The 23,502-nt window shown below is 63.1% G+C and carries 20 protein-coding genes; 13 read left to right on the top strand and 7 right to left on the bottom strand.

Translation table 11 applies throughout. The features are described 5' to 3' along the window. Positions 1–193: 193 nt before the first annotated feature. Together ACFWYE_RS20950 and ACFWYE_RS20945 are read left to right on the top strand one after the other, a co-directional pair. On the top strand, positions 194–1,747 hold the full coding sequence (locus ACFWYE_RS20950) for a sugar ABC transporter ATP-binding protein (protein ID WP_379114034.1): 1,554 nt from the start codon (positions 194–196) through the stop codon (positions 1,745–1,747). Then, positions 1,744–2,712, top strand: coding sequence for an ABC transporter permease (locus ACFWYE_RS20945; protein WP_379066481.1), 969 nt, complete (start codon positions 1,744–1,746; stop codon positions 2,710–2,712). The genes ACFWYE_RS20950 and ACFWYE_RS20945 overlap by 4 nt, the downstream gene beginning before the upstream one ends. 55 nt (positions 2,713–2,767) lie before the next feature. Here ACFWYE_RS20945 and ACFWYE_RS20940 read toward each other — a convergent pair whose 3' ends face one another. Next, positions 2,768–4,063, bottom strand: coding sequence for an amidase (locus ACFWYE_RS20940; RefSeq protein WP_379114032.1), 1,296 nt, complete (start codon positions 4,061–4,063; stop codon positions 2,768–2,770). A gap of 249 nt (positions 4,064–4,312) precedes the next feature. On the opposite strand from ACFWYE_RS20940, the gene ACFWYE_RS20935 reads away from it, so the two are divergent. From ACFWYE_RS20935 to ACFWYE_RS20910, 6 genes are all read left to right on the top strand, one after another. Then, complete coding sequence (locus tag ACFWYE_RS20935) at positions 4,313–5,923, top strand: ABC transporter substrate-binding protein (protein ID WP_379114031.1); 1,611 nt, start codon at positions 4,313–4,315, stop codon at positions 5,921–5,923. 72 nt (positions 5,924–5,995) lie between these two features. After that, positions 5,996–6,982, top strand: coding sequence for an ABC transporter permease (locus ACFWYE_RS20930; protein ID WP_379114029.1), 987 nt, complete (start codon positions 5,996–5,998; stop codon positions 6,980–6,982). Beyond that, on the top strand, positions 6,979–7,800 hold the full coding sequence (locus ACFWYE_RS20925) for an ABC transporter permease (protein ID WP_379066473.1): 822 nt from the start codon (positions 6,979–6,981) through the stop codon (positions 7,798–7,800). The genes ACFWYE_RS20930 and ACFWYE_RS20925 overlap by 4 nt, the downstream gene beginning before the upstream one ends. Next, entirely contained in the window at positions 7,797–8,597 is an 801-nt protein-coding gene (locus ACFWYE_RS20920) for an ABC transporter ATP-binding protein (RefSeq protein ID WP_379114027.1), read from the top strand. The genes ACFWYE_RS20925 and ACFWYE_RS20920 overlap by 4 nt, the downstream gene beginning before the upstream one ends. After that, complete coding sequence (locus tag ACFWYE_RS20915; RefSeq protein ID WP_379114025.1) at positions 8,590–9,372, top strand: ATP-binding cassette domain-containing protein; 783 nt, start codon at positions 8,590–8,592, stop codon at positions 9,370–9,372. Before ACFWYE_RS20920 ends, ACFWYE_RS20915 begins: the two co-directional genes overlap by 8 nt. A 2-nt stretch (positions 9,373–9,374) precedes the next feature. Continuing rightward, complete coding sequence (locus tag ACFWYE_RS20910) at positions 9,375–9,878, top strand: L-2-amino-thiazoline-4-carboxylic acid hydrolase (RefSeq protein WP_379114023.1); 504 nt, start codon at positions 9,375–9,377, stop codon at positions 9,876–9,878. Between the two features lie 259 nt (positions 9,879–10,137). Here ACFWYE_RS20910 and ACFWYE_RS20905 read toward each other — a convergent pair whose 3' ends face one another. From ACFWYE_RS20905 to ACFWYE_RS20885, 5 genes are all read right to left on the bottom strand, one after another. Further along, positions 10,138–11,775: an acyl-CoA synthetase gene (locus ACFWYE_RS20905; RefSeq protein ID WP_379114021.1), complete on the bottom strand. Its 1,638-nt coding sequence runs from the start codon at positions 11,773–11,775 to the stop codon at positions 10,138–10,140. Between the two features lie 89 nt (positions 11,776–11,864). Beyond that, entirely contained in the window at positions 11,865–12,458 is a 594-nt protein-coding gene (locus tag ACFWYE_RS20900) for a 2'-5' RNA ligase family protein (protein WP_379114019.1), read from the bottom strand. 97 nt (positions 12,459–12,555) lie between these two features. Then, positions 12,556–14,043 carry an aldehyde dehydrogenase gene (locus tag ACFWYE_RS20895; RefSeq protein WP_379114017.1) on the bottom strand — a complete coding sequence of 496 codons (1,488 nt, stop codon included), beginning with the start codon at positions 14,041–14,043 and terminating at the stop codon, positions 12,556–12,558. Continuing rightward, positions 14,043–15,233, bottom strand: a complete 1,191-nt coding sequence (locus ACFWYE_RS20890) for a cytochrome P450 (RefSeq protein WP_379114015.1) — start codon at positions 15,231–15,233, stop codon at positions 14,043–14,045. Before ACFWYE_RS20890 ends, ACFWYE_RS20895 begins: the two co-directional genes overlap by 1 nt. 10 nt (positions 15,234–15,243) lie before the next feature. Continuing rightward, a complete protein-coding gene (locus tag ACFWYE_RS20885; protein ID WP_379114013.1) occupies positions 15,244–16,692 on the bottom strand; it encodes an APC family permease in 1,449 nt (482 codons plus the stop codon). A 207-nt stretch (positions 16,693–16,899) separates the two neighbouring features. On the opposite strand from ACFWYE_RS20885, the gene ACFWYE_RS20880 reads away from it, so the two are divergent. From ACFWYE_RS20880 to ACFWYE_RS20865, 4 genes are read left to right on the top strand one after another with little or no spacing between them, the layout of a single operon-like run. Further along, complete coding sequence (locus tag ACFWYE_RS20880) at positions 16,900–17,664, top strand: IclR family transcriptional regulator (RefSeq protein WP_379114011.1); 765 nt, start codon at positions 16,900–16,902, stop codon at positions 17,662–17,664. 26 nt (positions 17,665–17,690) lie between these two features. Further along, positions 17,691–18,956 carry a Tm-1-like ATP-binding domain-containing protein gene (locus ACFWYE_RS20875; protein WP_379114009.1) on the top strand — a complete coding sequence of 422 codons (1,266 nt, stop codon included), beginning with the start codon at positions 17,691–17,693 and terminating at the stop codon, positions 18,954–18,956. Then, complete coding sequence (locus tag ACFWYE_RS20870; RefSeq protein WP_379114007.1) at positions 18,953–19,609, top strand: HAD family hydrolase; 657 nt, start codon at positions 18,953–18,955, stop codon at positions 19,607–19,609. Before ACFWYE_RS20875 ends, ACFWYE_RS20870 begins: the two co-directional genes overlap by 4 nt. 16 nt (positions 19,610–19,625) lie before the next feature. After that, entirely contained in the window at positions 19,626–20,981 is a 1,356-nt protein-coding gene (locus tag ACFWYE_RS20865) for an aminotransferase class III-fold pyridoxal phosphate-dependent enzyme (protein WP_379114005.1), read from the top strand. Between the two features lie 9 nt (positions 20,982–20,990). Here the strand turns inward: ACFWYE_RS20865 and ACFWYE_RS20860 are convergent, their stop codons facing one another. Continuing rightward, positions 20,991–21,866 carry a helix-turn-helix domain-containing protein gene (locus ACFWYE_RS20860; RefSeq protein WP_379114003.1) on the bottom strand — a complete coding sequence of 292 codons (876 nt, stop codon included), beginning with the start codon at positions 21,864–21,866 and terminating at the stop codon, positions 20,991–20,993. A 91-nt stretch (positions 21,867–21,957) separates the two neighbouring features. On the opposite strand from ACFWYE_RS20860, the gene ACFWYE_RS20855 reads away from it, so the two are divergent. Then, positions 21,958–23,502: a 4-hydroxyphenylacetate 3-hydroxylase N-terminal domain-containing protein gene (locus tag ACFWYE_RS20855; protein ID WP_379114001.1), complete on the top strand. Its 1,545-nt coding sequence runs from the start codon at positions 21,958–21,960 to the stop codon at positions 23,500–23,502.

Below are 23,502 nucleotides of genomic sequence, written 5' to 3'. Positions count from 1 at the left end.
GGGAGTGTCTCCGGGGCCGTCTCGGCCCTGGAGAATTCGCCGGGATCGAGGCCTGCCGTACCCCGGCAACGAAACGGTACCGCTCTTGCGAGAGTTTTTCGGGAAGTCCGGCCGCAGAGACGCCTGTCCGGCTCGGAGCTCATGCGCTAGGCTGCACAAGCTGTCCTAAAGCGTGCCAATCGGGAGGATTGTCATGACATCAGCGGCATTGCATCAGCACCCCGCCCCGGAACTGGAACCCGGCAAGGTGATCCTGGAGCTGCGCGGCCTGGAGAAGAAATACCCGGGCACCCACGCGCTGAAGCCCGTGAATCTTGCCTTCAGGGCGGGCGAAATCCACGCGATCGTCGGTGAGAACGGCGCCGGCAAATCCACGCTCATCAAGCTGTTGACTGGGGTGATGCCGCGCACCTCCGGCGACGTGATCTGGGAAGGCAATTCGGTCGCGCTTGCCACCCCGCATGAAGCGATGGCGCTCGGCATCAATGCCGTCCACCAGGAAGTGGTGTTGTGCCGACACCTTACCGTAGCCGCCAACATGTTCCTCGGCGAAGAAAACGTCCGCTACGGTCTCCTGCAGCAGCGCGCCATGGTGCGTGACGCGCAGAAGATCATCAACGATCTCGGCTTCAACCTGCCCGCCCATGCCATGCTGGGCGACCTTACCATCGGCCAGCAGCAGCTGATCGCGGCAGCCCGCGCCACCGTTCGCGGCACCAAATTCCTGATCTTCGACGAGCCGACCGCCTACCTCACCCGCAAGGAAGCCGACCAGCTGTTCGCGCTGATCCGCCGCCTCAAGGCCGAGGGCGTCACCATCATCTACATCAGCCATCGCATGGAAGAGGTGTTCGAACTGGCCGACCGTGTCTCGGTGTTGCGCGACGGCACCTATGTCGGCACGCGCAACATCAAGGAGACCGACGAAGCCGAACTGGTGCGACTGATGATCAATCGCTCGATCGAACAGATCTACCACAAGGACACGTTCCCGATCGGCAAGACGATCCTGGAAGCCAGGCAGCTTTCCGGCAAGGGTTTCGAGAATGTCTCGATGACCGTGCACGAAGGCGAGATCGTTGGCCTCTACGGCCTGATAGGTGCCGGCCGCAGTGAATTCGTCACCACCCTCTATGGTCGCCACGCCAGATCCTCCGGCACGGTGTTGTGGGATGGCAAGGAAGTGCATATCCGTTCCGAGCATGACGCGATCAAGCTCGGCATGGCGCTGGCCCCTGAAAGCCGGCGCGATCAAGGCCTTTGCCTCAACCTGCCGGTGGGTCTGAACCTCAACCTGCCGATCTACAAGCGCATCAGCAGAAGCGCTCTGATCTCCGGCAGCGAAGAGACGAAACATGCCGAGCAGCAGATCGCCGGCCTGCGCATCAAGACCGCCGGACGACAGGCGCTGGCCTCCAGCCTCTCCGGCGGCAACCAGCAGAAGATCGTCATCGGCAAGTGGCTGAACCATGGCGCCAAGCTGTTCATCTTCGACGAGCCGACGGTGGGCGTCGACGTCGGCACCAAGGCCGAAATCTATCGCCTGTTCTCGACGCTCTTATCGCAAGGCGCCGGCATCATCCTGATCTCGTCCTATCTGCCGGAAGTCTATGAACTGGCCGATACGCTACATGTTTTCCGGCGCGGCAAGCTGGTCGCCACGCATGGTTTCCATACCGCCAGCCACGAAGACATCCTGACCCAGGCGCTGGCCGAGAAGCAGGAGAAAACGGGAGGACAACCATGAGCACCGAGGCGATCCCCGCGGAAAAACCGAAGCGCAATTACAATGCGCTGTTCGGGCTGACGCTGCTGGCGCTGCTGGTGCTGTTGTGGGTCCTGCTCTCCTTCTCGACCTCCAGCTTCGCCACAGCCAACAACATCTCCAACCTGCTGCGCCAGGGCTCGATGATCGCCATTCTGGCGGTCGGCCAGACATTCGTCATCATCACCGGCGGTATCGACCTTTCCGTCGGCGCAGTTGTCGGCTTTGCGACCGTGACGACGGCGATGCTGATCAATTCCGGCCTGCCGGTTTTTGTCGCCATCCTGATCACTCTGCTGATCGGCGTCGCCATCGGCCTCTTTCACGGCTTCGGCATCGTCAAGATGGGGCTGCCGCCCTTCATCATTACACTGGCCACATTGACCTCGCTGCGCGGCATCGGCCTTTTGATGACCAACGGCAACTCGATTTCCATCAACAACGACGCCTTCCAGGAATTCTCGCGCGGCTCCTTCGTCGGCGTTCCCAACCTGTTCTGGATGGTCATCCTTGTCGGCGTGCCCGCCTACGTCTTCCTGCACCACACACGCTGGGGCCGTTATCTGTTCTCGGTCGGCTCCAATGCCGAGGCAGCGCGCCTCTCCGGCGTCAACGTCCAGCGCACGATCTACATGGCCTATACGTTGTCAGGCCTGTGCGCCGCCTTTGTCGGCGTCCTGCTCGCCTCCCGCATCGGCATCGGCAATCCGACCCAGGCCGAAGGCTGGGAACTGCAGGCTATCGCCTCCTCGGTCATCGGCGGCACGTCGCTGTTCGGCGCCGTCGGTTCGGTGCACGGACCCTTGCTCGGTGCCTTCATCCTGGCCACCATCAACAACGGTGCCAACCTGCTCAACGTCAACGCCTTCTGGCAGCGGGTCATCACCGGCGTGCTGATTATCGTCATCGTCTATTTCGACGGGCTACGCCGGCGCGGCAGCAAATAACGAAAGGTCGATAGAGCAGATCCTGCTCTGTCGACTGCCTTCCACCTGGGACGGCTCAGGCCTTGAGCAAGGCCTCGACCGCAGCGGCAATCGCCAGCAGGCGGCGGTCGTCTCCGTGGCGACCGACAAGCATCAGGCCGGATGGCAAAACGGTGCCCGGCATCGGCAACGAGATCGCGCACTGATCGAAATAGTTGAACACCTCGGTGTTGCGCAGCAGCAAGCCTTCCATGCGATCCGCGAATTTCGGATCGGCCATCGCCGCTTCAATCAACGGGGCCATGATCGGCACGGTCGGCAGCGCCAGGACATCGAAATCGACCAACCTGCGGTCCATCTCGACAATGTGCCCGGCGCGACTGCGCATGGTGCGGATGTAGATCGGCACGGGTGCCTTGGCATAACGGGCCAACGGCACGCTGACATGTGGATCGACCGGCACATCCGTTCCAGCCTCCAGCCAATCGGCGTGAATGGCGGCCCCTTCCATGCCTGCGATCGAACCATATTGCGTGGCCTCATTCATCGCGTCGACCAGGTCGTCTATGGCAATGTCGAAGAGGCGCGCGCCTGACCGCTCCAGCTCGCGGATCGCATTCTCGAAGGCCCGCACGATCGGCTCTTCGGTATCGCTGAACAGGTAGCCGCGTGGAATACCGACGCGCAGGCCATCTAGCCTTGCCGGCAGGAGCGGCAGAGGCTCTTCGCCGGCCAGGACGGCATCGGTCGCAGCACATTCAGCAACGGTACGCGCCAGAGGCCCGAGCGAATCCAATGCGAAGGACAGTGGGAAGGCGCCATCCAAGGGTACACGGCGCGCCGTCGGCTTGAAGCCGACAACGCCGTTCAGCGCCGCCGGAATGCGGATCGATCCGCCGGTGTCCGACCCTATCGCAACGGTGCTGGTGCCTTCCGCCACCGACACGCCCGCGCCCGATGAAGAACCGCCTGGAATACGCCCGGCGTCGGCGCTATTGCCCGGCGTGCCGTAATGCGGATTGAGGCCAAGCGAGGTGAAGGCGAATTCGGTCATATTGGTCTTGCCGACGATGACGGCGCCGGCCCGGCGCAGTCGCTGTACCACAGGCGCATCCTGCTGCGCTGGTGGGGCGGTGCGGCGAAGCAGCGAACCGGCCAGCGTCGGCTCGCCGCCGACATCGAGCAGATCCTTGATCGAGACGATCTCGCCGTCGAGCGGCCCAAGCCGGATGCCGGCCTTCCGTCGAGCGTCGGCAACGTCGGCCGCCGCGCGGGCCACATCGGGATAGAGCTTGGTGAACACCTTCTCGCCGGCAGCCCGCTCCGCGAGGCGCGACAGAACAGCTTCAAGACGATCACGCGCTGAGGACATCGGCATCTCACCTCACGTTGACGAATTGGGACTGCTTTGCTGTCTCACGCGCCCCGCGAAACCGCAACGTTTTTGACCGGAACTGTGGCTGGTCCAGCGGACGGAAATTTCAACGCCAGGGCCTTTTGCGCCAATTCCTTCTCTGGCGAAACAGCCGACAAAGGTCATAATCCGTGTTGTGGAAGCAGGCGCCAAGGCCTGCCCGGAACTGTTGCACCCGCCTTGCGGGTAATTTTTTGGGGGTCAGTCATGTCGGATTTCAGCCTCACCAGACGCTCGGTGCTTTCTGGCGCCGCATTGTTGCTCGCCTCGACCGCCCTCCCCACCATTGGCTGGGCACAGGAACCGCAAAAAGGCGGGCGCCTGACGGTCGCGGCCGATTCCGAACCGCGCAATCTGAACCCGGCGATCGTCGCTTCCAACGGCGTCTTCTTCATCTCTTCCAAAATTGTCGAGCCGCTTGCCGAAGCCGACTATGAAGGCAAGGATGGCCTCAGCCCCCGCCTCGCCGTGAGTTGGGAAGGGTCGGAGGACGGCAAATCCGTCACCTTCAAGCTACGCGAAGGCGTGACATGGCATGACGGCAAGCCGTTCACCTCGGCCGATGTCGCCTTTTCGGCATTGCAGATCTGGAAGCCGTTGCAGAACCTCGGCCGCGTCGTCTTCAAGGACCTCGAAGCGGTCGAAACGCCGGACGAGCACACCGCCATCTTCAAATTCGCCAAGCCGACGCCTTTCCAGCTGATCCGCAACGCGCTGCCTGCGCTGACCAGCGTCGTGCCCAAGCACATCTATGAGAACGGCAAGATCGAGGAAAATCAGGCCAACACCGCGCCGATCGGCACGGGTCCGTTCAAGTTCGCCGAACACAAGGCCGGCCAGTATTACCGGCTGGAAAAGAACACGGCCTACTGGGGCAAGGGCGAGCCCAATCTCGACGAGATCGTCTACCAGGTGCTGCCGGATCGCTCGGCGGCGGCCAATGCGCTGGAGGCCGAGGAGATCCAGCTCGCCGCCTTCTCGGCCGTGCCGCTGGCTGACCTTGACCGTATCTCCAAGGTGCCGGGCCTCAAGGTCGTCACAAAGGGCTATGAGGGCCTCACCTATCAGCTCGTCGTGGAAATCAACCACCGCCGCAGGGAGCTGGCCGACGTAAAGGTACGGCAGGCGATCGCGCATGCGATCGACAAGGATTTTGTCGTCAAGACGATCTTCCTCGGCTACGCGGAAACCGCCTCCGGACCGGTGCCTAAGAACGACAAGCAGTTCTATACCTCCGACGTGCCGACCTATGCCTTCGACGTCGCCAAGGCCAACGCCCTGCTCGACGAGGCCGGCTACAAGGCCGGTGCCGACGGCAAGCGCTTCAAGCTCAAGCTGCTGCCGGCTCCCTATTTCAACGAAACCAAGCAATTCGGCGACTATCTGCGCCAGGCGCTGGCGGCCATCGGCATCGACGCCGAGCTGGTCAACAACGACTCGGCGGCACACATCAAAGCGGTCTATACCGATCATGCCTTCGACCTCGCGGTCGGCCCGCCAGTTTTCCGCGGCGACCCGGCGATCTCCACCACCATCCTGGCGCAGAGCGGTATTCCCGACGGCGTACCTTTCTCCAACCAGGGCGGCTACAAGAGCGCCGACATCGACGCCATCATCGCCAAGGCGGCCGAGACGCTGGATGCGAAGGCGCGTACCGATCTCTACAAGGAGTTCCAGAAGAAGGTGGTCGAAGACCTGCCCTTCATCAACGTTGCCGACTGGACTTTCATTTCGGTTGCCAGCGACAAGGTGGGCAACATCGCCGACAACCCGCGCTGGGCAGTGTCGAACTGGGCGGACACCTGGCTGGCGAAGTAATCTGGATCGGTGCTTGAGGTCGTCAGCCGCCAGCGGATAGACTGGCGTCTCCGGCCTCGAAGTTTTGTGCTCATGTCGCGTGCCTTCCTCCTCCTGCGCCGGCGGCTTGTCGGCTCCATCTTCGTGCTTCTGATCGTCGTTGTCGGCACCTTCCTCCTGCTCGAGGCGGCTCCCGGCGATGCGGTCGACGCCTATCTCGTATCGACCGGCGGCGATGCTGGCCTCGTCGAGGCGATGCGGCAGAGCTGGGGGCTCGATCAGTCCGCGGCGACACGGCTGGCCAACTACCTGTGGGCACTGCTGCATCTCGATCTCGGCCAGTCGGTTGCCTTCTCACGGCCGATTCGTGACGTCATCCTGGAACGCCTGCCGGTGACGCTCATCCTGATGGGTGCCTCGACCGCGCTGTCTTTCTGCCTTGGCTCGGCGCTCGGCATCTATGCCGGTGCGCGCCCCGGCAGCTTGCGCGACCGTTTCCTGTCGACGGCATCGCTGGCGCTCTATGCGGTTCCCGGCTTCTGGCTGGCGCTGGTTCTCGTCATCGTCTTTGCCGTCGATCTGCGCTGGTTCCCGATCTCCGGTTTCGAGACGATCGCCTCCGGCAAGACCGGCTTCGCGCGTGCAGCCGACATCGCCCATCACCTCGTCCTGCCGGTGACCTCGCTCGGCGTGATCTATCTGGCGCTCTATCTCAGGATGATGCGCGCCGGCATGGCCGAGGTTTGGCGGCTGGATTTCATACGCGCCGCCCGCGCCAGGGGGTTGAGCCGCCAGCGCATCGTGCTGGCCCATGTCGCGCGCAATGCACTGTTGCCCCTGGTCACCATGCTCGGCCTGCAGTCCGCCCAGATGCTGGGCGGCAGCGTCGTCATCGAAAGCATCTTTTCCGTGCCGGGCCTCGGCAGGCTGGCGCAGGAAGCCGTAGCGCTGCGCGACACGCCGCTGCTGCTCGGCATCATCCTGGTCAGCGCCATCCTGGTCGTCTTCATCAATCTCCTGGTCGATATCGCCTACGCCTTTCTCGACCCGCGCGTCGGTGCCAGCGAGGCCGGCGCATGAGGCGGTTTCTAGACGTCCCCGAAGCACTGGTTGGACTCGGCATCCTGGCCGCACTCGCGGTCATGGCGCTGGCAGCTTCCATGCTTTTCCCGGGCGATCCTCTCGCCATCAAGGGAGCACCGCTGCTGCCGCCGTTCCAGGACTGGTCGCTGCCGCTCGGCACCGATCGTCTCGGCCGCGACGTACTGGCCGAGCTTTTCCATGGCGCCCGCACATCGCTGGCCGTCGGGCTTGCCGCGGCGGCGGCGGCAATCGCCGTTGGCGCGGTAGTCGGCACATTGGCAGGCTTTGCCGGCGGCATGGTCGACGAGGCGCTGATGCGCATCACCGACGCTTTCCAGACCGTACCATCCTTCCTGTTGGCATTGGCTTTCGTCAGCGTCGTCGGCCCATCCCTTACTGTGGTGGTTATCGCCATCGCCCTTTCCGCGTGGACCGGACCGGCTCGCGTCGCACGCGCCGAAGTGCTTTCCATCCGCGAACGCGACTTCGTTGCCGGCGCACGGGTCATCGGCATGCATCCGCTGGAAATCGCTTTGCGCGAAGTGCTGCCGAATGCCTTGCCGCCGGTGCTCGCGCTCTCCTCCGTCATCGTCGCATCGGCGATCCTGATCGAGGCCGCGCTTTCCTTCCTCGGGCTCGGCGATCCCAACCGCGTCACCTGGGGCGGCATGATCGCGGAGGGCCGTACCGTCCTGCGTTCGGCACCGTTCCTCTCGATCTTCCCCGGCATCGCGCTGGTGCTGACCGTGCTTGGTGTCTATCTCGCCGGCGAAGGTGTGGTCGAAGGTACTGCAGTCAGGAAGAGGCTGTCGTGACCAGCCCTCTCGTCTCGATCCGCAACCTGTCCGTCTCCTATGAGCGCAACGCGACTTCACTTTCGCTCGGCAACATCGCTCTCGAGATCGCCGCCGGCGAGCGGCTGGCGATCATCGGCGAAAGCGGTTCCGGCAAGAGCACGCTGGCGCTTGCCATCGCCGGGCTGTTGCCGCCGACCGCGGCGGTGAAAGGCACGATCCTGTGGTCGGGGCAGCCGCAGCCGCCAAGTGGTGGCCACGACATCGGCTTCGTCTTCCAGGACGCCTCGGCGAGCCTGGACCCGGTGATGGCTGTCGGCCGGCAGATCGCAGAGGTTGCCCGCACCCATCTCGACCTCAGTCGGGCGCAGGCGCAAGGTCGCGCACTCGATCTGTTGCGACGCGTCAGATTGCCAGACCCCGACACCGCGCTGCATGCCTATCCGCACCAGTTGTCCGGCGGACAAAGACAGCGCGTGGCAATTGCCGCTGCCATCGCCGCCGGGCCCAGATTGCTGATCGCCGACGAAGCTACCAGCGCCTTGGATACCATTGTGCAGGCCGATATCGTCGCGCTCATCCGGCAACTGGTGGTCGAGGACGGAATGGCGTTGCTGTTCGTCAGCCATGACATCGCGCTTGCCGCGGAACTGGCCGACCGCATCGCTGTCTTCCGCAACGGCGAGATGGTCGAATTGGGCGTCGCCGACGCTGTGATCCAGAACCCTCGGCATGCCTACACCAGGAAGCTGCTGGACGCCCATATCGGCCTCGACGCCGCGCCAATGATCGTCCCCACGGAACGTGGCCATGTCTGAGCCGCTGCTTGCCGTCTCCGGACTCAGCAAACGGTTCCACCGCAGTGGAACAACCGTCACTGCCGCCGACGACATCTCCTTGTCCATTTCGCCCGGCGAAACGCTGGCGTTGGCGGGCCCTTCGGGCTCCGGCAAATCCACCATCGCCCGATTGATCCTGCGGCTGATCGAACCCGATGCCGGCCAGGTGGATTTCGAAGGCGGAGACTTTCTTGCCTTGCGCGGCGCGGCGCTGCGCGCCCAGCGTGCCCGGCTGCAGATGGTGTTTCAGGATCCGCTTGCCGCACTCAATCCGCGCGCGACGATCGCCCGTGTTCTGGATGATCCGTTGCGCATCCATGGACTTGCCGGCGGCAGTCAACGACCGGAGCGCATTGCAGCCCTCCTCGAACGCGTCGGCCTGTCACCGGATCTCGCCGGTCGCCATCTTCACGAGATTTCCGGCGGCCAGCGCCAGCGCGTGGCGATCGCCCGCGCCATCGCCACAAACCCATCCCTGATCGTGCTCGATGAAGCCGTTTCGGCGCTCGACGTTTCGGTGCGCGGCCAGATCCTCGAACTGCTCCTCGACCTGCAGCGTACCGGACGCATTGCCTATCTGTTCGTCTCCCACGACCTTGGCGTGGTGCGCGCCTTCGCGCATCGCGTCGTCCTTCTTGAGGGCGGCCGTATCGCCGAGCAAGGCGATGCCCGTGCCGTCATCGACAATCCGCAATCGACCATCGGCAAGGCGCTGGTTTCCGCTGTGCCCAGACTGATAAGAACACAGGACTGATCATGACCGATCCTCAGGCCCGCGCGGAAAAACTTGCGCGCGAACTCGATTCCGCCTTCCGCAACCGCGCCGATCTCTACCGGCTCATGCTGGACGAACTCACAACAGAACTTGGCGCGGAGCAGGCCGAAGCGATCATGGTGCGCGCCATCGAAAAACGCGGCCAGGAGGTAGCGACTGTGGCGTTCGGCAAGTTCGGCCCCAATGACGCACGCGCCATCGGCGAGGCCTTCCTGTCTGTCAGCCCGGATGACGGGCGCATGTATCCGACCGATGTCGAGCGGGCGCCGGACCGCATCGCCTTCAAAGTGAAGCGTTGCCCGCTCAAGGACGCCTGGGTCGAGGCCGGTGTCGGCGAGGAACAGCTCACCACGCTCTGCCGCATTGCTGGTGCCTTCGACCGCGGCCTGTTCGAGGCCACAGGCGTGCGCTTTGACAACGTCACCTGGTCGCCCGGCCATGGCAGCGGTTGCTGCCACATCGCGCTCACCGACCGCGACGCGTAATCGGCTTGATGGCCCTGGTGCGTCCTTCGAGGCTCGCCCGTATAAATCCGCACCCCTACCTCAAGCTTGTTGCGGGCTCGCGTCTCAGGATGAGGGCCGTCGGTGCCGGCGCACTCCAGCGATGGTTCCGGGCCGCTCAGCGGTCCTCATCCTGAGGCGTGAGCCCGCACGACCTTGGATAGATTGCACAACCGGGGCGGGCGAGCCTCGAAGGACGCACCTCCAGTTCGACCGAATTCGCGACCTTCGAAATAACGGCCTATTCCTTGCTGGCCTGCCTGAGCTCCACCCGGCGGATCTTGCCGGAGATGGTCTTGGGCAGCGCGTCGACGAATTCGATCTCGCGCGGATATTTGTAGGGCGCGGTCAGGTTGCGGCAGAACTCCTGGATATCGCGCGCGAGGTCATCCGACGCCGTGAACCCTTTTGCCAGGATCACATAGGCCTTGACGATCTGGCCGCGTGTCGGATCGGGCTTGCCGATGACGGCGCTTTCGGCGACCGCCTTGTGCTCGATCAGCGCGCTTTCCACTTCGAACGGGCTGATGCGGTAGCCGGCGGATGAAATCAGGTCATCGGAACGGCCGACGAACCAGAGATAGCCATCCTTGTCGCGCCGCGCGGTATCGCCGGTATAATACCAGCCATTGCGGAACGAGCCGGTGTCCAGCGCCTTGCCGGTATAATAGCCGTGGAACAGGCCGCCTGGATGTGGGTCGGTGACCCTGACCGCGATATGGCCGACTTCCTCGTCTGGCAGGCGCTTGCCGTCGTCATCGACGACGTCGACATCATAGCCCGGCACGGGTTTGCCCATTGAGCCGAACCGCACTTCCTCACCCGGGAAATTGGCGACGATGTTGATGGTCTCGGTCTGGCCATAGCCATCGGCAATCGTCGTGCCGGTCGCCTCCTTCCAGATACGCATCACCTCGGGATTGAGCGGCTCGCCCGCCCCCAGCGAACGGCGCAGGCTGGAAAGATCGTAGCGCTTCAGATCCTGTTGCGCGAACAGACGGTAGACGGTCGGAGGCGCGCAGAAGGTCGACACCTCGAGCTTGCCGATCAGCTTCAGATGCATGTCGGCATCGAAGGCGCCGTCGCCATTGTAGAGTACCGCCGGCGTGCCGAGCATCAACTGCGGAAACAGGATGCCCCAGGCCGCCTTGGCCCAGCCGGTGTCTGTCAGCGACCAGTGCACGTCGCCCGGCCTGAGATCCATCCAGAACAGGCCGGTCGCCACATGGGCGAGCGCATAGCCGTGGTCGCGCGGCACCATCTTCGGCAGCGAGGTCGTGCCGGAGGTGAAATAGGCCATCATCATGTCGGTGGCGCGGTTCGGCGGGAAATCCTTGCGGTCCAGCTGCGGCGAAGCCTCAGCCAGCAGCCTGTCGAACGACAGCCAGCCGTCGCGTTCGCCATCGACGACGATGAAGGTCTTCAGCGTCGGGCATTCGGCGCGGATGGCGTCGACCTTGGCGCAATGCTCGGAGGTGACGATGACCGCCGTGGCCTTCGAGTGGTTGACGCGATAAGCGATGTCGTGCGCGGTCAGCAGGTTGGTGCCCGGCATCGAGACGACGCCCGCCTTCATGCAGCCGAACAGCACCGTGTACCAGGCCGGCACGCGGCCGATGACGAGGCAGGCAAAGTCGCCCGCTCTGACACCCAGCTTGCGCAAGGCATTGGCGAAGCGGTTCGAACTTTCCGCAAGCTGCGAATAGGCAATGCGCTCGATGGTCTCGCCGTCGCGCGAGACGGCGATCACCGCTGTGCGGTCGTCCCGCTTGGCCCAGTCGTCGATGACGTCGAACGCGAAATTGAAATGCTCGGGTATTTCCAGGCGAAATCCCGTACGCGCCTTGGCATAGGTGCGGTCGACCGTCGAAAAATCCATCCTCTCCTCCGCGATGGCGATGCAACGTTCAGGTCGCATCACATAGCGCGGACCAACTTAGGAAGCCATCGAACCAAAGGCTATGCCTTTTAGTGCCACTTCGCCTGCATCAGCCATGATTCGAGAATGTTGTATTTTGTCAGCCCTCGCTCGCTGTGAACGAGCGAGAACGTTCGAACGGTGAAACGCAAGGGACCGATCTGCTGCGGGGCAACTGAGCGAGAACTGTAGAAAAGCGTGATATGCGGATTGAAGTTCAGCGCGCCGCGCAATCCGTTGGAGATAAGCGCAACACCAAGCCGACGCTGAAAATCCTTCAACGACGTGCTTCCGCCCAGAAGCACTGTTGCTCGCCTGTCCGGTCGACCACCGGGAAAGGTGACGATACGATCGAAACAGACGTCAAACGCATCAGTGCTAACGGAATTCGCAGCGCATTTGGCCGCAAACACATACTTTTCGCGCAAACGTCTGTCGTCCTTGATGTGCTGGAGCGAGATGTGCAGGTGCGTCAGCGGACGCAACTTCGCCTGGAACCCGTTTGCCGTCTGTATCTCGGACGCGATCTCCAGCGCCTGACTGGCGATCGGCATTTCGAGTAACGTCATCAGGATCAGTCGCTCGGGTTTCTTGGGCCGAGGCGGACCTTCTGACTGGCCGAAATCGAAAACACCTTGGGACATGTTTCGCCCAATTCGCAGGGTCGAAACACTCAAAATAGAACAAAACATGAACACTCGCAAGCGCGATCCTGAAGGACCGCACTTGCGCCATCAGCCCCTATGCCAGCGAAATCCAGGCCGTTTTCAGGTCCGAATATTTGTCGAAGGCGTGCAGTGACTTGTCGCGGCCGAAGCCGGACTGGCCGAAACCACCGAGCGGCACGGTCATGTCCGCGCCGCCATAGGTGTTGACGTGCACCACCCCGGCGCGGATCGCCCGCACCATGCGGTGCGCGCGGGCAAGGTTCGATGTCCACACCGCCGAAGCGAGCCCATAGACAGTGCCGTTGGCCAGCCGCACGGCTTCCGCCTCGTCCTCGAAGCGCTGCACGGCCAGCACCGGGCCGAACACCTCTTCGCGCGCCACGGTCATGCCGGGAGCAACACCACCGAAGATGGTCGGCTCCATGTAATAACCACCGGTTTCCTCGCGGATACGGCGGCCGCCTGAGACCAGCTGCGCGCCCTCGTCCAGCGCCGTCGCCACGTGGCCGAGATCTTTCTTGAGCTGTTCCATGCTGCTCACCGCGCCGATGTCCGACTTGATGTCGAGCGGGTCGCCGACCTTCATCTTCACTGTTGCCGCCACCAGCTTTTCCACGAAGGCGTCATAGATCGACGACTGGACGAGCAATCGCGAGCCGGCGACGCAGACCTGGCCGGCATTGCGGAAGATACCGTTTGCGGAAACCTTGGCCGCGATATCGAGATCTGGCGCATCGGCAAAGACGACGTTGGGCGACTTGCCGCCAAGTTCCAGTTGCACCCGCTTGAGGTTGGAGCGCGCCGAATAATCGAGCAGCCGACGCCCGACCCCGCCCGAGCCGGTAAAGACGATGGCATCGACATCCATGTGCAGGCCAAGTGCCTCGCCCGTCACACTGCCACGTCCCGTGACAATGTTGAGAACACCCTCCGGCAGGCCGGCTTCCGCCGCCAGCTCGCCCAGGCGCAGCAGCGTGAGAGATGCCACTTCTGCCGGCTTCAGCACCACGCTGTTGCCGGCGGCAAGTGCCGGCGCCACCTTCCAGGCACCGATCATCATCGGGAAATTCCACGGCACGATGGCAGCGACGACACCGAGCGGCTCCCGATGGATGAGGCCGAGCACGTCCGGCGCCGTCGGCGCGATCTCGCCATAGACCTTGTCGATGGCCTCGGCGTAATAGCGGAACGTGCCCGCCGCCGACAAAGGCTCGGCCTTGTAGGCCATGCCGATCTCGGTGCCGTTGTCGCGCACACCAAGCACGGCCAGTTCGAGAGCGTGTTTCTCGATCAGATCGGCGAGTTTCAGCAGCACTTTCTTGCGCGCGGCCGGCGCCGCACGGGACCAGCTACCCTTTTCGAAAGCAGCGCGTGCGGCGGCCACAGCACGATCGACATCGGCCGCTCCGGCATCGGCGATCGAGGTCAGCGTGGTGCCGTCGATCGGTGAGATGACGGGAAGCGTTTCTCCGTCCCGGCTGTCGGCGAATACCCCGCCGATGAAAAGCTTTTGCGCTGCGACAGGCTTCTGCCGCAGCGCGTCGATCGTGGCCTGGTCCATCAGGTCTTGTCTCCGAATGTCACATGAAGCGCGGTTGGCGCGCGGAATTCCCACCCCCGGAATACGGGGGTGTCGCCGTCTGCCAGTCGCATATTGGGGAACCGGGCCAGCAGCAAGGCCACCGCCAGGCACATCTGTTCACGCGCGAAGAAGCGGCCCGAACAGAAGTGATGACCGAAGCCGAAGGCGGCATGGCTGCCTTGATTGCGACGGATATCGAACCGGTCGGGGTCTGGAAACCGGCTCTCGTCACGGTTTGCCGACGAGACCAGTGCGGCAACAGGCGCGCCAGCCGGGATCGTCGCACCGCCAAGCTCGATCGCACGCGTGGTCTGCTTGGTCTGCGTGCCGATCGGTGCGATCCAGCGCAGACCTTCGTCCACCGCCTTCGACACCAGTCCGTCAGGATCGGCCAGTACGGCCCGCATTTGCTCGGGATGCGTCAGCAGGCCGGCAAGGACCGAACCAGCGCCATGACCCGGCTCCTGCATGCCACCCAAAAGGATGACCTTGATGGTCGGCATCAGAAAGTCGATCGACCGCGTCTGTCCGGGCGGCATGCCGTCATGCAACATATGCGAAAATGCCGAGTCGTCGGGTTCGCGAGCCAATCGCTCCAGCGTTGGCTTCACAATTTCGCTCACCTCGGCGCTGACGGCATCGGCGATCTCGTCGCGCTTCGGGTCGTTCTCGAAATTGATGGCGCCCTGCGCCAGCCCGTAGAACCAGCGCCTCAGCGTCGGCACATCGACGTCATGGAGCCCCATCGAATGAGCAAGCGCCAGGGTCGAGACTGGCTCGAAGTATTCGGCCATCAGCTCTGCCGAATCCCGCTTGGCCAGTTCATCCAGGAGGGGGTCGGCAATGCCGCGCACCAGATCGCCGGCATAGCCGGCGACCGTACGGGGACGATATTTGGGATCAACACCGGTTCGCAGCTCCCTGTGAACCTCCCCATCGGTGGTGAGGATGGTTGGCTTGCCGAAGGAACGCTCCACCGGAGAGGTGCCAACCACATTCGAGAAGATATCCGGCGTCTTGCCAACCGTCTCGACATCCTTCCAGCGCGTGACGAACCACAGGTCGACAGCCGGAACATAGGCCACCGGTGCGCTGCGCCTGAGCTCCGCATAGATCGGATAAGGATCGGCTTCGAGCGCCTCGACGGTTATGCTGTCCGCATAGGTCATGGCGCCGCCTCTATCCTTTCACCTCGTTGCCGAGCTGGGCGAAGGCAACCGGATCCTTGCTCTTGAGGGCGAGAGCCAGCACCAGGCCAAGCACTGCCGCGATCAGCACCAGCGACGGCAGGAACCATGACAGCGTGCCCGATGCACCCGACAGGCTGCCGAAGTTCGCCACGATCTGGATGATGATATAGGCAAGCACCAGGCCGGCAATGACCGGTGCCACCTTGGCCTTCAGCACATTGCCTTCGAGCGACGGGTTGCGGCTGAAGAAGGCAAGCACGGAGAAGGACGTCAGCGCCATCAACGTGATGATGCCCAGCGTGCCGACATTGGTGAGCCAGGAGAACAAGGCCAGCACCGGATCCTGGCCAGTGACGGCGAACAGCGCGATCACCAGGAAGGCGATTGCCGTCTGGATCAGCGAGCCGACATGCGGGCTCTTGAACACCGGATGCGTGACGCCAAGCGATTGCGGCAGGAGCTTTTCGCGGCCGGCGACATAGAAGTAGCGGGCGACGCCATTGTGGAAAGCGACCACGCCGGCGAACAGGCTGGACACGAACAGGATGCTCATCAGTTGCGTCACCGCCGAGCCGACATAGCGATCCGAAAGCGTGAACAGGAAGGTGGTCGGATCCTGAAGCGCCTGCAGCGACGGCACCAGCTTGTCGACACCCGCGCCATTCGCCATCAGCCAGGACGTGAACATGTAGAACACGCCGATGATGAGGATGGAGATGTAGGTGGCGCGCGGCACGGTGCGGTGCGGCTCGCGCGCCTCCTCGGAATAGATCGTGGTCGCTTCGACACCGATGAAAGCAGCGAAGCAGAAAAGCAGTCCGATGGCGGGTGCGCCGCTCAGGATCTGCGTCGGCGTGAACGGCGCCATGCTGAGACCGGAATCGCCGCCCTTGAACAGGATGGCCAGGTCGACCACCAGCACGATCAGATATTCGAGCAGAACCAGAACGGTGAGGATCTTGGCCGACAGGTCGACGCGACGATAGCCAAGCACGCCGACCAGAGCGACGCCGATGAAGCACCAAAGCCACCAGGGCAGATTGATGCCCCAGCCGGCAAACAGTCCAGCGGTGGCAGCCCCGAACATGCCGAAGACGCCGATCTGCATGGCATTGTAGGACAGGATGGCGATCAGCGCCGCAGCCCCACCCAGCGCACCACCGAGGCCCTTGGCCGTATAGGCGTAGAAGGCACCGGCATTGGTGACATGGCGAGCCATGGCGACATAGCCGACCGCGAAGATCAGCAGAACGGCGGTCACGATCAGGAAAGTGCCGGGAATGCCGGCGCCATTGCCCATCAGCATGGAAAGCGGCACGCCACCTGCCACCGCGGTCAGCGGCGCGGCGGCTGAAACCACCAGAAACGTTACGGCACCAACGCCAAGGCTGTTCTTTCTTAGCCGATTGGCTTCACCGGATTCCACTACGGTTGTCATGAAGTCCTCCTCCTTTCCCCGCCTGGCGGGGCCCACAAGCCCGTCCCCGCGAAGCGGGGCCAAAAAAGCCCAATGAAATGCCGAATGGCCGAAAGGCCTGTTTTCGTTTCATTATTTAAAACGACATTTCGAATATAGACTTGCAAAGATGCTCGGCACCTGTCAAGTTAATTCGCGCGTTAAGTATCTGGAGGAGAGACAAACGCAATGAGCACGGTGGCCAAGGCCGTGTCCCTGCTGGAGGTGCTGGGACAGGGCGAGCCGGAAAGAACGCTGGCGGATCTCGCCCGTTCAGTCGATTTCGACAAGGCGACGACCCGGCGTCTCCTTCTGGCATTGATGGACCAGGGGCTGGTCGAGCAGGACGGCGGCAGCCGTCTGTACCGGCTGGGCATTGGCGTGGCGCGTCTCGCCCTGATGCGCGAAGCGCAGTTCCCCTTTTTGAGAACCGCCGTTCCCATCGCTGAGGCATTGGCTGCCCGAACCGGCGAGACCGTACATTTCTCCGAACATTCAAGTCGAGGACTGATCTCGGTCCATGTGGTGGAATCGAGCAAGGCCAACCGTGTCGCCGTGCCGGTCGGAGAAACTCTGCCGCTGCATGCAACGGCTTCAGGCATCGCCTTCATGGCCTTTGCCGACCGTCGCGTCATGGATGCGGCCTTGGGCGGCAAGCTGGTCTCCTACACGCCGCATACCGTGACCAACCCGGCGGCAGTCAGGGAGCTGGTCTCGGCCGCCCGTGCCCGCGGCTATTCCATCGGCGCACAGGGCTATGAAGACGGCGTTTTTTCCGTCGCGGCACCCATCCTTGGTGCGCGCGGTACCGCTGTCGGTGCGCTTGCGATTGCGGCACCCCGCGCCCGCATCGAGCCTGCCGACACGGAGGCCTTGGGTGCAGCCGTTGTCGAATCCGCCTCCCAGATCAGCGAGCGCCTGACCGGCCGCCGCGCCAAGGCAGCCAACGACTAGAACAAGACATGACCAGAGCGGAACGAATGACCAAAACGCATATCCCGAAAATACTTCTGTGCGGCACCGGCGACACCAAGGCCGACGAATTGCTCTATATGGCCGAACGCATCCGCAGCGCCGGTGGCGATCCCGTCATGCTCGACGTCAGCGTGCTCGGCGATCCGCCCTACCGCCCTGAATACGACAAGCATGCGGTGGCCTCCGCGATAAGCACCACCATCGATGCGATTGCGCAGTCGGGCGATGAAAACAGCGCCATGGAACTGATGGCACGCGGTGCCTCCGTCCTCGTGCGGGACCTCGAAGCTGCAGGCAGGATCGACGCCTTCATTGCCATCGGCGGCACGATGGGCACCGATCTTGCGCTCGACATCGCGCTTGCGCTGCCGATCGGTGTGCCGAAGTTCATCGTCTCGACCATCGCCTATTCTCACCTGATCCCGCCGGAGCGGATCGCGCCGGACCTGATGATGATCTTATGGGCCGGTGGTCTCTATGGCCTCAACGACACCTGCAAGGCCGTCCTCTCCCAGGCCTCCGGCGCTGTTGTCGGCGCAGCTCTCACCACCGCGAAACCACGTCCGAACCTGCCGACGGTCGCGATCTCGTCGCTCGGCACGAGCTGCCTTTCCTACATGAAGACGTTGCGGCCCGAATTGGAGGAACGCGGCTACGAAGTCGTCATCTTCCACACTACCGGCATGGGTGGCCGCGCGCTTGAATCGCTCGCCGCCGACAAGCGTTTCGTCGCCGTTCTCGATTTCAGCCTGCAGGAAGTGGCCAACCATCTGAACGGCAGCGTCGTTTCTTCGGGCGTCGACCGGCTGGAAAATGCCGGCCGCGCCGGCATCCCGCAGATCGTGGCGCCGGGAGCCGTCGACATGGTCGATTTCCCCACCTGGAAGCCGGTTCCGCCAGGCCTCTCCGACCGGCCGTATCATGCACACAATCGCCTGCTCGCCTCCGTGACCACCGGCAAGGACGGACGTCGACACGTCGCACGGGCGATTTCGGAGAAGCTCGCCTTGGCCACCGGACCTGTCGCCTTCATCCTACCGGCCGGCGGCATCGAACAATGGGACCAGGAAGGCGAGCCGCTCCATGAACCCGACGCACTCGCGGCCTTCGCCGACGAGATGCGCACCGTCATCAAGGCTCCTGTCGAACTGCACGAGATCAAGGGGCATATCAACAGCGCCGAATTCACCACCACGGCGTTGGCGATCTTCGATCGCTGGGCGACAAGCGGGGTCATTGCACCCGGCATCCGTCGGGAGCAGACATCGTGAGCACACCCAAGGCCCTGGTGCTCGATTTCGGTGGCGTCGTCACCAGGACGCTGTTCGAGACGCACGAACTCACTGAAAAAGCGCTCAGCCTGAAGCCGGGCACGCTGACATGGCAAGGACCGTTCGACCTGGCTTCCGATCCGCTCTGGCGCTCGATGCAGGCAGACGAGATCAGCGAACGTGACTACTGGAAGACCCGCACCCGCGAAGTCGGCCAACTCATTGGCGAGAACTGGGATGCGATGGAGACCTTCGTACGCCGCGCCCGCGGTGCCGATCCGGAAGCAGTGGTACGGCCGGAAGCCGACCGCGCCATTCGCAAGGCACATGCCGCCGGTGTGCGGCTTGCGGTGCTCTCCAATGAACTCGACCTGTTCTATGGCGCTGACTTCCGCGGCCGGCTGCCGCTGCTTTCCCTGTTCGAGACAATCGTCGATGCCACCTATACGAAGATCCTGAAACCGGATCTTCGCGCCTACCAGTCCGTTGCCGATGCGCTTGGCCTGCCCATCGATGCCTGCGTGTTCGTAGACGACCAGCAACGCAACATCGATGGAGCGATCGCCGCCGGCATGCTGCCCGTTCATTTCGACGTGGCCAGCCCGGCCCGATCTTATGCCGAAGCGCTCGGCCATTTCGGCCTCACCCTTTAGGAATTGGAGACTTCAGATGCGCGACACCAACTTTTTCGCAGAGAACAATGCCAAGCCGATCTGGCATCCGATGGCGCATCCTGCAGAGATGCGTGCATCGCCGCCGCGGGTGATCATGAAAGGCGAAGGCGCCCATGTCACCGACATCGAAGGCCGCACCGTGCTGGACGCCGTCGGCGGCCTCTGGAATGTCAATCTCGGCTACAGTTGTGATCCGATCAAGCAGGCGATCGCAGCCCAGCTCGACACCCTCCCTTATTATTCAGGCTTCCGCGGCACCTCGACCGGCCCGTCGATCGAACTCGCCTATGAGCTTTCACAGTGGTTCGCCCCGGAAGGCATGGTGCGCACCTTCTTCACCTCCGGCGGTTCGGATTCCGTCGAGACCGCGCTGCGCCTCGCCCGCCAATACTGGAAGATCCGCGGCCAGGCCGACCGCACCAAATTCCTGGCGCTGAAGAAGGGCTACCATGGCACGCATTTCGGCGGCGCCTCGGTCAACGGCAATGCCAATTTCCGCCGCAACTACGAGCCGCTGTTGCCGGGCTGCTTCCACACACCGGCGCCCTGGACCTATCGCAACCCGTTCGACGAAACCGACCCGGTCAACCTCGCCAGGCTCTGCGCACGCGCCATCGAGGAAGAGATCGCCTTCCAGGGTGCCGACACCATCGCGGCCTTCATCATGGAGCCGGTTCTGGGTGCCGGCGGCGTCATCGTGCCGCCGGAAACCTTCATGCCACTGGTGCGCGAGATCTGCGACCGGCACGACATCCTGCTCATCGCCGACGAAGTGGTGACGGCTTTCGGCCGCACCGGCGCGTGGTCGGGCTCGCGGCTCTGGAATGTGAAGCCCGATTTCATGACCATCGCCAAGGCGATCACCTGCGGCTACTTCCCGCTCGGCGCCACGCTGATCGGGCAGAAAGTGGCGGATGTCTTCGAGGCCGACAAGACCAGTTTCGGCGCGATCGGCCATGGTTATACCTATTCCGGTCATCCGGTCGGCTGCGCCGCAGGCCTTGCCGCACTCGCCGAAACCAAACGTCTCGGTGTCAACGAGAATGCCGCCGCGCGGGGTGTTGAACTCGGCAAGGCGCTGGAGGCACTGAAGGCCAAGCATGCGCTGGTCGGCGATGTACGCAGCAAGGGGCTGATGGCAGCGCTCGAACTTGTGTCCGATCGCGGCGCCAAGAAAGCGGCCGACAAGAAGACCATGGCCAGGGTGGCCGATGCCGCCTACGACGCCGGCGTCATGCTGCGCGTATCGGGTAACATGATCATCCTGTCGCCGCCGCTCATCATCACCACCGCCGACGTCGCCAGGATCGCGGAAGGTCTCGATGCCGGCCTGACAGCGGCAAGCGTCTGAGCAAGGGCTTCAATCGGCGGAGGAGCCCAGGCGTTCCCTCCGCCAAGCCGCGGGCGATAGTCCCGTCGCCTTGCGGAAGAACCGCGAGAAATAGGCGGGATCGTTGAAACCCGTTTCGAAGGCTATGTCTTCGACCGATCGAATGGTGAAGGCGAGCAGCCGCTTGGCTTCAACCAGACGCCTTTCATTGACAGCTTGCCGCACCCCGGAACCCAGCACCTGCTGAGCGGCCTTGTCGAGCAGGTGTCTGGTCGTGCCCAGTGTTTCGACATAACGCTCCACCGGCCAGTCTTCACGAAAGCTCCGATCGATGAGGTGCCTCAACCTCGCTGCCAATGCTCCCGCCGCAGGCAACTCGATCGAGTGCGGCCCGCTGCCCAGCCGCGCAATGCCGGACAGCGCCACTGCGATCAGCGGTGGCAGGATTTTGTCCATGCCGGGCAACGCATCGGCATACTCCGTCTGAATGGATCGAACGCTTGCTTCCAGCCTGCCCCACAGAATGCCGTCGCCGCGCTCCGCGATGAAAACCGGCCGATCGAGCGGCAACAATGTGTTCGTCGCAATCGCAGCGAGCGCATCGTCGGCGACCGAGACCACGATCGCGTCGGTACCTGGTTCGATGATGAAGCCGTGCACCACGCCGCTCGGCACAAAACTCACCGCTGGCGCTGAAAAATCTTCGGAAAATTGTTCAATCCGGTAATTGCCGCGTCCGCTCGTCCAGAAGGTGATCTGGCCCATCTGCGGGTGCTTGTGTGCGTGCACGCGACCGCGATGAATGCCCTCCCGCGCCAGAACGGTTTCAACGTGGAAGAAACCGACATCGAGTGCGCGAGCCGGCTCGCCGTAGACGAAGAATTCCGGGATGGATATCTGGCTCATGGCCCTGAAAAAGTCCAAGCGGTTTTCGGCTTTTGTCCATAACCCATAGCGCTGCCCGGCGCTATTCTTAAGGCACCAAGGGAGGAATATGATGCGAGCGGAAGATTTCCGGGCCGACAAGACGCGCCCGTTCACGGGAGCCGAATATCTCGAAAGCCTGCGCGACGGCCGCGAGGTCTACATCAACGGCGAGCGGATAGCGGACGTCACCACCCATCCAGCGATGCGCAATTCCGCACGTTCGCTCGCCCGTCTCTATGACGCCCTCCACGACCCCAGGCAGCAGGCCGTTCTCACCTCGCCGACCGACACCGGCTCCGGCGGCTACACCCACAAATATTTCCGCGTCGCCCATTCGCCGGCCGATCTCGTCGCGCAGCAAGGCGCCATCGCCCATTGGGCACGCATGACCTATGGCTGGATGGGGCGCACCGCCGACTACAAGGCGGCGCTGATGAACACGCTGGGCGCCAATGCCGATTGGTACGGACCGTTCAAGGACAATGCGCGAGCCTGGCACAAACGCGCGCAGGAATCCGTCCTGTTCATGAACCACGCGATCGTCAACCCGCCGATCGACCGGCACAAGCCGGCGGAACAGGTGAAGGACGTCTTCGTCCATATCACCAAGGAGAACGATGCCGGCATCTGGGTCTCCGGCGCCAAGGTGGTGGCGACTTCGTCGGCGCTCACCCACTACAATTTCCTGGCGCAGAGTTCCGCCACCGTGACGGAAGACCCTTCGCTGTCGGTGATGTTCATCGTGCCGATGAATGCGCCGGGCGTGAAGATGTTCTGCCGCGTATCCTATGAGCAGACGGCCAACACGGTCGGCCAGCCTTTCGACTACCCGCTGTCGTCACGCTTCGACGAAAATGATGCCATCCTGGTGCTCGACAATGTCTTCGTCCCCTGGGAGGACGTGCTGGTGCTGCGCGATGCGCAGAAAATCCTGTCGTTCCATCCCGCTTCCGGCTTCATGCATGGCTACTGCTTCCAGGGCTGCACGCGTTTTGCCGTGAAGCTCGACTTCCTCGCTGGCCTGCTCGCCAAGGCGTTGCGCGCCACCGGCGGCGACGCCTTCCGCGGCAACCAGGCGGCGCTCGGCGAGGTGATCGCGCTACGTCATATGTTCTGGAGTTTCTCCAACGCGATGGCCTACAATCCTATCCCGTGGGCTGGCGGCGCGGTGCTGCCGAACATGGAAGGCGCACTGGCGTATCGCACCTTCATGTCCGAAGCCTACCCACGCGTCATCGAGACGGTGCGCAAGGTCGTAGCCTCCGGCCTGATCTACCTGCCCTCCTCCGCGAAGGATTTCGGCAACCCCGACATCGACCGCTATCTGGCGCAATATGTGCGGGGCTCGAATGATATGGGTCACATCGAGCGCATCAAGATCATGAAGCTGCTCTGGGACGCCACCGGCACGGAATTCGGCGGTCGCCACGCGCTTTACGAACTCAACTACGCCGGCGCCCAGGAAGAGGTACGCCTGCAGGTACTGAAAGGTGCCGAGCGCGGCGGCCGGCTGAAGCAGATGGAAGAGCTCGTCGATACCTGCATGGCCGACTATGACGAGAACGGCTGGACCGGAGACACCTGGTTGCCGCCGTTGGGCGCCGACAAGGGATGA

Origin of the sequence: Mesorhizobium sp. NPDC059025 (assembly GCF_042739655.1) — a bacterium.
Classification (GTDB): domain Bacteria; phylum Pseudomonadota; class Alphaproteobacteria; order Rhizobiales; family Rhizobiaceae; genus Mesorhizobium.
This window is presented reverse-complemented; position numbering and strand designations above follow the sequence as displayed.

Excerpts from the sequence above, each read along its gene's own strand:
- ACFWYE_RS20875 (WP_379114009.1), top strand. The coding sequence starts at position 17,691 with ATGACCAAAACGCATATCCCGAAAATACTTCTGTGCGGCACCGGCGAC.
- ACFWYE_RS20935 (WP_379114031.1), top strand. The coding sequence starts at position 4,313 with ATGTCGGATTTCAGCCTCACCAGACGCTCGGTGCTTTCTGGCGCCGCA.
- ACFWYE_RS20890 (WP_379114015.1), bottom strand. The coding sequence starts at position 15,233 with ATGACCTATGCGGACAGCATAACCGTCGAGGCGCTCGAAGCCGATCCT.
- ACFWYE_RS20930 (WP_379114029.1), top strand. The coding sequence starts at position 5,996 with ATGTCGCGTGCCTTCCTCCTCCTGCGCCGGCGGCTTGTCGGCTCCATC.
- ACFWYE_RS20910 (WP_379114023.1), top strand. The coding sequence starts at position 9,375 with ATGACCGATCCTCAGGCCCGCGCGGAAAAACTTGCGCGCGAACTCGAT.
- ACFWYE_RS20880 (WP_379114011.1), top strand. The coding sequence starts at position 16,900 with ATGAGCACGGTGGCCAAGGCCGTGTCCCTGCTGGAGGTGCTGGGACAG.
- ACFWYE_RS20900 (WP_379114019.1), bottom strand. The coding sequence starts at position 12,458 with ATGTCCCAAGGTGTTTTCGATTTCGGCCAGTCAGAAGGTCCGCCTCGG.
- ACFWYE_RS20860 (WP_379114003.1), bottom strand. The coding sequence starts at position 21,866 with ATGAGCCAGATATCCATCCCGGAATTCTTCGTCTACGGCGAGCCGGCT.
- ACFWYE_RS20950 (WP_379114034.1), top strand. The coding sequence starts at position 194 with ATGACATCAGCGGCATTGCATCAGCACCCCGCCCCGGAACTGGAACCC.
- ACFWYE_RS20865 (WP_379114005.1), top strand. The coding sequence starts at position 19,626 with ATGCGCGACACCAACTTTTTCGCAGAGAACAATGCCAAGCCGATCTGG.
- ACFWYE_RS20905 (WP_379114021.1), bottom strand. The coding sequence starts at position 11,775 with ATGGATTTTTCGACGGTCGACCGCACCTATGCCAAGGCGCGTACGGGA.
- ACFWYE_RS20945 (WP_379066481.1), top strand. The coding sequence starts at position 1,744 with ATGAGCACCGAGGCGATCCCCGCGGAAAAACCGAAGCGCAATTACAAT.
- ACFWYE_RS20895 (WP_379114017.1), bottom strand. The coding sequence starts at position 14,043 with ATGGACCAGGCCACGATCGACGCGCTGCGGCAGAAGCCTGTCGCAGCG.
- ACFWYE_RS20885 (WP_379114013.1), bottom strand. The coding sequence starts at position 16,692 with ATGACAACCGTAGTGGAATCCGGTGAAGCCAATCGGCTAAGAAAGAAC.
- ACFWYE_RS20925 (WP_379066473.1), top strand. The coding sequence starts at position 6,979 with ATGAGGCGGTTTCTAGACGTCCCCGAAGCACTGGTTGGACTCGGCATC.
- ACFWYE_RS20915 (WP_379114025.1), top strand. The coding sequence starts at position 8,590 with ATGTCTGAGCCGCTGCTTGCCGTCTCCGGACTCAGCAAACGGTTCCAC.
- ACFWYE_RS20855 (WP_379114001.1), top strand. The coding sequence starts at position 21,958 with ATGCGAGCGGAAGATTTCCGGGCCGACAAGACGCGCCCGTTCACGGGA.
- ACFWYE_RS20940 (WP_379114032.1), bottom strand. The coding sequence starts at position 4,063 with ATGTCCTCAGCGCGTGATCGTCTTGAAGCTGTTCTGTCGCGCCTCGCG.